Origin of the sequence: Pseudomonas sp. R62 (assembly GCF_000257605.1) — a bacterium.
In the GTDB taxonomy this organism is placed as follows: Bacteria; Pseudomonadota; Gammaproteobacteria; order Pseudomonadales; family Pseudomonadaceae; genus Aquipseudomonas; species Aquipseudomonas atacamensis.
Genome location: NZ_JH635998.1, coordinates 931,583 through 937,712, shown reverse-complemented (window position 1 = coordinate 937,712; position 6,130 = coordinate 931,583). Strand labels below are relative to the sequence as shown.

Below are 6,130 nucleotides of genomic sequence, written 5' to 3'. Positions count from 1 at the left end.
GGCTGCAGGGCTTGCACCGCTTGGGCTGCAGGGGATTTAGGCCCTGAAATATTACGGGCTACTGCGCAACTTCTTGCGCAGTTGGCGATTTGCCGGGACCGCGGTCTTGCCTTCGCGAGCAGGCTCGCTCCCACAAGGACAGTATTGCCAGCGAAAGCGTCTTATAAATGAAACACCGCCCTCGGCTATACTCCCCGCATTTCGATCAGGCACGAGGATTCACTGTGAAGAACTGGACGTTGCGCCAACGCATTTTGGCGAGCTTTGCGGTGATTATCGCCATCATGCTGTTGATGGTGGTGCTGTCCTACTCGCGGTTGCTGAAGATCGAGGCCAGTGAAAACAGCGTGCGCGACGATGCCATCCCCGGCGTCTATTACAGCTCGATGATTCGCGGCGCATGGGTAGACAGTTATTTGCAGACCCAAAAACTGCTCGGCCTCAAGGATGGCCAGGGCGTTTCCAGTGAAGACGCTGCCGACTACAAGGCGTTCGAGGCGCGTCTGCAAGAGCAGATGGCCAACTATCGCAAGACCATGGCCACCGATGAAGACCGTTCCGAATTCGCCCTGTTCGAGAAGTACCACGATACCTACATGCAGATTCAGGATGCCGTGCTGGACCTGCACAAGCGCAATCTGGAAGCCGATGCCATCAAGCTGTTCAACGAGAAGCTGACCCCGGCGTGGTACACCGGGCGCATGAAGCTCAACGACATCATTGGCGAGAACAAAGTTGTTGCCGATACCGCCATGGCCAACATCGACGACGCGGTGGCAACGGCCAAAGTCAGCATGGTCATTTCCCTGCTGGTCGCGGTGCTGGCCGCCGGCCTATGTGGTCTGCTGCTGATGCGCGCGATCATGGCGCCGATGAACCGCATCGTGACCATCCTCGACATCATGCGCACCGGTGATCTGAGTTCGCGCCTGAACCTTGATCGCAAGGACGAGTTCGGCGCAGTCGAAACCGGCTTCAACGACATGATGACCGAGCTGACGTCGCTGGTATCCCAAGCCCAGCGCTCCTCGGTGCAGGTGACCACCTCGGTGACCGAAATCGCTGCCACGTCCAAGCAGCAACAAGCCACCGCCACCGAAACCGCAGCGACTACCACCGAAATCGGCGCAACCTCCCGTGAGATCGCCGCGACCTCGCGGGATCTGGTGCGCACCATGACCGAAGTGTCCACCGCTGCCGATCAGGCCTCGGTGCTCGCCGGCTCCGGCCAGCAAGGCTTGGCGCGCATGGAAGACACCATGCACTCGGTCATGGGCGCGGCGGATCTGGTCAACGCCAAACTGGCGATCCTCAACGAGAAGGCCGGCAACATCAATCAGGTGGTCGTGACCATCGTCAAAGTGGCTGACCAAACCAACCTGCTGTCGCTCAACGCAGCGATCGAAGCCGAGAAGGCCGGCGAGTACGGTCGCGGGTTTGCCGTAGTCGCCACCGAAGTCCGGCGTCTGGCCGATCAGACCGCCGTGGCCACCTACGACATCGAACAGATGGTTCGCGAGATCCAGTCGGCGGTGTCGGCCGGGGTGATGGGCATGGACAAGTTTTCCGAAGAAGTACGCCGCGGCATGTCGGAAGTGCAGCAGGTCGGCGAGCAGCTGTCGCAGATCATCCATCAGGTGCAGGCACTGGCGCCGCGCGTGCTGATGGTCAACGAAGGCATGCAGGCCCAGGCCACTGGCGCCGAACAGATCAACCATGCGCTGGTGCAGTTGGGCGATGCCAGCAGCCAGACCGTCGAATCGCTGCGTCAGGCCAGTTTCGCCATCGACGAACTGAGCCAGGTGGCCGTCGGCCTGCGCAGCGGCGTTTCGCGATTCAAAGTCTGATGAGCGAAATCATCGCCAAACGGGGCAGTGCGCCAGTGGCGAAGCAGGCGCTGTTTCTGCTGTTTCGCATCGGCAGCGAACGCTACGCCCTGCGCGCCACCGAAGTGGCCGAAGTGCTGCCGCGCCTGCCGTTGAAGCCGATTGCCCGGGCGCCGCACTGGGTGGCCGGGGTGTTCGCCTATCGCGGGGCGGTGGTGCCGGTGATCGACCTCAGTGCGCTGACTTTTGGCCGGCCCGCCGAGGCGCGCACCAGCACGCGGCTGGTGCTGGTCAATTATCAGCCGGATCAAGCGCAAGCAGCGCAATGGCTCGGGCTGATTCTCGAGCAGGCCACCGACACGCTGCGCTGTCATCCGCAAGATTTCCAGCCCTACGGCCTCGATAACCGCGAGGCGCCATACCTCGGCCCGGTGCGCGAAGATGCGCAGGGATTGCTGCAATGGGTGCGGGTCAATGACTTGCTCGATGACGCCGTGCGCGGTTTGCTGTTCCCCGATCCGCCGCGTGATCCGGCGCAGTTAGAGGCGCAGCCATGAGTGGTGATCAGCGCTTTTTCGATTTCCTCAAGGAACGCATCGGCCTCGATGTCGCTTCGGTGGGCGCGGCGATCATCGAGCGTGCCGTGCGCCAGCGCACCACGCTGTCCCAGGCCGCCCACGCCGACGAATACTGGCAGCTGTTGCAAGGCTCGCGGGATGAACAGCAGGCACTGATCGAAGCGGTGATCGTTCCGGAAACATGGTTTTTCCGTTACCCGGAATCCTTCGCCACCTTGGGCAAACTGGCCCGTCAGCGTCTCGCCGAGCTGAACAACATGCGCGCGTTGCGCATCCTCAGTCTGCCGTGCTCGACCGGCGAAGAACCCTATTCGATCGCCATGGCCCTGCTCGATGCCGGGCTCAAACCGCATCAGTTCAAGGTCGATGGCATGGACATCAGCCCGTTGTCGGTGGACAAGGCGCGCCGTGCTGTTTACGGCAAGAACTCGTTTCGCGGGCAGGATCTGCAATTTCGCGATCGGCATTTCATGCCTGAGCAGGACGGCCACCGGGTCAACGAATACGTTCGCGAACAGGTGCGCTGGCAGGTCGGCAATGTCCTCGATCCGACGCTGTTGGCGAGCGAGCCAGCCTTCGATTTCGTGTTCTGCCGCAACCTGCTGATCTACTTCGACCAGCCGACGCAAAAGCAGGTGTTCGAAGTGCTCAAGCGCCTGACCCACGTCGACGGTGTGCTGTTTATCGGCCCGGCGGAGGGCAGTCTGCTCGGGCGTTTGGGCATGCGCTCGATCGGCATCCCGCAGTCGTTCGCCTTCAGCCGTCACAGCGAGCCGCACCCCGAACCACTGCCGACACCCAAACCGGTCGCCGTGCCGGTCAGCCAGCCATTGCGCAGCGCGCCGCCAGCTCCAGTGCGCAATCGGCCGTTCGCTGCCGTGACGCCTTTGCCGGTAGCGAAAAAAACTGCCAACCCCGACGCCGCGACGCTGCTGGCGCAAATCGCTGCACTGGCCAACGAAGGCAAAAGCGCCGAGGCCCGTGCCGCGTGCGAACACTATCTGCGCAGCCATGAGCCGGTGGCGCAGGTGTTCTACTGGCTCGGGCTGCTCAGCGATGTCGCCGGCCTGAGCCTCGAGGCCCAGGGTTTTTATCGCAAGGCCTTGTACCTTGAACCGCAACACCCCGAAGCGCTGATGCACCTGGCCGCGTTGCTACAGGCTCAGGGCGACACGGCGGGTGCCCGACGATTGCAGGAGCGCGCCGCCCGCAGCGGGCGCACCGCCGACAGTGAGCGTAAACGATGAGCGCGTCCGACACCTTGAACGTTACCCACGAAGACGCCCGCGCCATCGACGATTGCTGGAACCGCATCGGCATTCATGGCGACAAGTCCTGCCCGTTGCTGGAAGAGCACATTCATTGCCGCAACTGCTCGGTGTATTCCGCCGCCGCCACACGCCTGCTCGACCGCTATTCGTTGCAGCAGGACCAGCGCGAAGCAGTGGTCAGCAAAGTCGAAATCGACGTCAAGACCCGCTCGCTGCTGATGTTTCGCCTCGGCGAGGAATGGCTCGGACTGGCCACGCGCACGCTTGTCGAAGTTGCACCGTTGCAGGCGATACATTCGCTGCCGCACCAGCGCTCGCGGGCCTTGCTCGGCGTGGCCAATGTCCGTGGCGCCTTGGTCGCGTGCCTGTCGCTGGTGGAATTGCTCGACCTCGACGGCAGCGTTGCGCCGGCCAGCGGCGGGCGAGTCATGCCGCGCATGCTGATCATCGCTGCCCATGGCGGGCCGGTGGTGGTGCCGGTGGAAGAGGTCGACGGCATTCATGCCATCGACGAACGCATCCTCGATGCTGCGTCACAGTCCGGTGCGCAGGCCAGTGCCAAGTACACCCGTGGCGTTCTGCAATATCGCGGTCGCAGCCTGCGCTGGCTGGATGAAGAACAGCTGTTGTCCGCCGTGACCCGGAGCCTGACATGACCCCCGAGCAAATGCGCGACGCCTCCCTGCTCGAGCTGTTCAGCCTCGAAGCCGAGGCCCAGACCCAAGTGCTCAGCGCCGGGCTGCTGGCGCTGGAGCGCAATCCGACCCAGGCCGATCAGCTGGAGTCGTGCATGCGCGCGGCGCACTCCCTCAAAGGCGCAGCGCGGATTGTTGGTATCGACAGCGGCGTCAGCGTCGCCCACGTCATGGAAGATTGCCTGGTCAGCGCCCAGGAAGGGCGTTTGTTGCTGCGTCCCGAACACATCGACGCGTTGTTGCAGGGCACCGACCTGCTGATGCGCATCGCCACCCCGGCCAATGCGCCGCAACCTGCGGACATTGAAGCCTACGTGGCGCTGATGGGGCGTCTGCTCGATCCTTCGGCGCCAGCCGCTGTGGTTGCCACGCCGACGATGGCCGAGTTGCAGATCGAGCCAGCGCCAACAGCGACAGCGCCGATCATGGACGAGCCCGCCGAGCCGACTCCGCGCAAAAACAAACGCACCACCGAGGGCGGCGAGCGCGTCTTGCGCGTTACCGCCGAGCGCCTGAACAGCCTGCTCGATCTGTCGAGCAAATCGCTGGTGGAAACCCAGCGTCTCAAGCCGCACCTGGCGACCATGCAGCGCCTCAAACGCATGCAGAACAACGGCCTGCGCGCACTGGAAAATCTCAATGTGCACCTGAAGGAGCATGCGCTGAGCCTGGAAGCGCTCGAGTCGCTGGAAGATGCGCGACGTTTGCTCGCCGAGTCGCAGCAACTGCTCAGCGAGAAAAACGCCGAACTCGACGAATTCGCCTGGCAGGCCAGTCAGCGCGCGCAAGTGCTCTATGACACCGCGCTGGCCTGTCGCATGCGCCCGTTCGCCGACGTGCTCAGCGGGCAGGCGCGCATGGTTCGCGACCTCGGGCGCAGCCTTGGCAAACAAGTGCGCCTGGAGATCGAAGGCGAGAAAACCCAGGTCGATCGCGACGTGCTGGAAAAGCTTGAAGCACCGCTGACTCATCTGCTGCGCAACGCCGTCGATCACGGCATCGAAACCCCGGAGCAACGCCTGCTCAAGGGCAAGCCGGAAGAGGGCCTGATCCGCCTGCGCGCTTCCCACCAAGCCGGTTTGCTGGTGCTGGAATTGAGCGATGACGGCGGTGGCGTCGATCTTGAGAAAGTCCGCCGCAGCATCGTCGAACGGCAGTTATCCCCAGCCGAAACCGCAGCGCAATTGAGCGATGAGGAACTGCTGACCTTCCTGTTTCTGCCGGGCTTCAGCCTGCGCGACAAGGTTACCGAAGTGTCCGGGCGCGGCGTCGGTCTCGACGCTGTTCAGCACATGGTTCGCCAGTTGCGTGGGGCCGTGGTGCTGGAGCAGACGGCGGGCGAGGGCAGCCGTTTCCATCTGGAAGTGCCGCTGACGCTTTCGGTGGTGCGCAGTCTGGTGGTAGAAGTCGGTGAAGAGGCCTATGCGTTCCCGTTGGCGCACATCGAACGCATGTGCGATCTGGCGCCGGAAGACATCGTGCAGGTCGAAGGACGTCAGCATTTCTGGCACGAAGGCCAGCATGTCGGGCTGGTTGCGGCCAGCCAGTTGCTCAATCGCCCGGCCAGTCAGAACGATGGCGCTACCCTGAAAGTCGTGGTGATCCGCGAGCGCGAGGCGATTTATGGGGTGGCGGTCGAGCGCTTCGTGGGTGAGCGCACGCTGGTGGTGTTGCCGCTGGACGAGCGTCTGGGCAAGGTTCAGGACATCTCCGCCGGGGCCTTGCTCGATGACGGCTCGGTGGTGCTGATCGTCGATGTC

5 protein-coding genes are annotated in these 6,130 nt (G+C 63.2%); all 5 read left to right on the top strand.

The genetic code is table 11. The features are described from left to right. The first annotated feature begins 224 nt into the window (after window positions 1-224). Complete coding sequence (locus OQK_RS05700) at window positions 225-1,847, top strand: methyl-accepting chemotaxis protein (protein WP_016771512.1); 1,623 nt, start codon at window positions 225-227, stop codon at window positions 1,845-1,847. Then, on the top strand, window positions 1,847-2,383 hold the full coding sequence (locus OQK_RS05695; protein ID WP_016771511.1) for a chemotaxis protein CheW: 537 nt from the start codon (window positions 1,847-1,849) through the stop codon (window positions 2,381-2,383). The genes OQK_RS05700 and OQK_RS05695 overlap by 1 nt, the downstream gene beginning before the upstream one ends. Then, the gene (locus OQK_RS05690) at window positions 2,380-3,651 is read left to right on the top strand and encodes a CheR family methyltransferase (protein WP_016771510.1); all 1,272 of its coding nucleotides are present in this window, start codon (window positions 2,380-2,382) and stop codon (window positions 3,649-3,651) included. The genes OQK_RS05695 and OQK_RS05690 overlap by 4 nt, the downstream gene beginning before the upstream one ends. Beyond that, entirely contained in the window at window positions 3,648-4,331 is a 684-nt protein-coding gene (locus OQK_RS05685) for a chemotaxis protein CheW (RefSeq protein ID WP_016771509.1), read from the top strand. Before OQK_RS05690 ends, OQK_RS05685 begins: the two co-directional genes overlap by 4 nt. Further along, on the top strand, window positions 4,328-6,130 hold a 1,803-nt coding region (locus tag OQK_RS05680), incomplete at its 3' end, for a chemotaxis protein CheA (RefSeq protein ID WP_038860619.1). The genes OQK_RS05685 and OQK_RS05680, both read left to right, overlap by 4 nt.

Excerpts from the sequence above, each read along its gene's own strand:
- OQK_RS05685 (WP_016771509.1), top strand. The coding sequence starts at position 3,648 with ATGAGCGCGTCCGACACCTTGAACGTTACCCACGAAGACGCCCGCGCC.
- OQK_RS05695 (WP_016771511.1), top strand. The coding sequence starts at position 1,847 with ATGAGCGAAATCATCGCCAAACGGGGCAGTGCGCCAGTGGCGAAGCAG.
- OQK_RS05690 (WP_016771510.1), top strand. The coding sequence starts at position 2,380 with ATGAGTGGTGATCAGCGCTTTTTCGATTTCCTCAAGGAACGCATCGGC.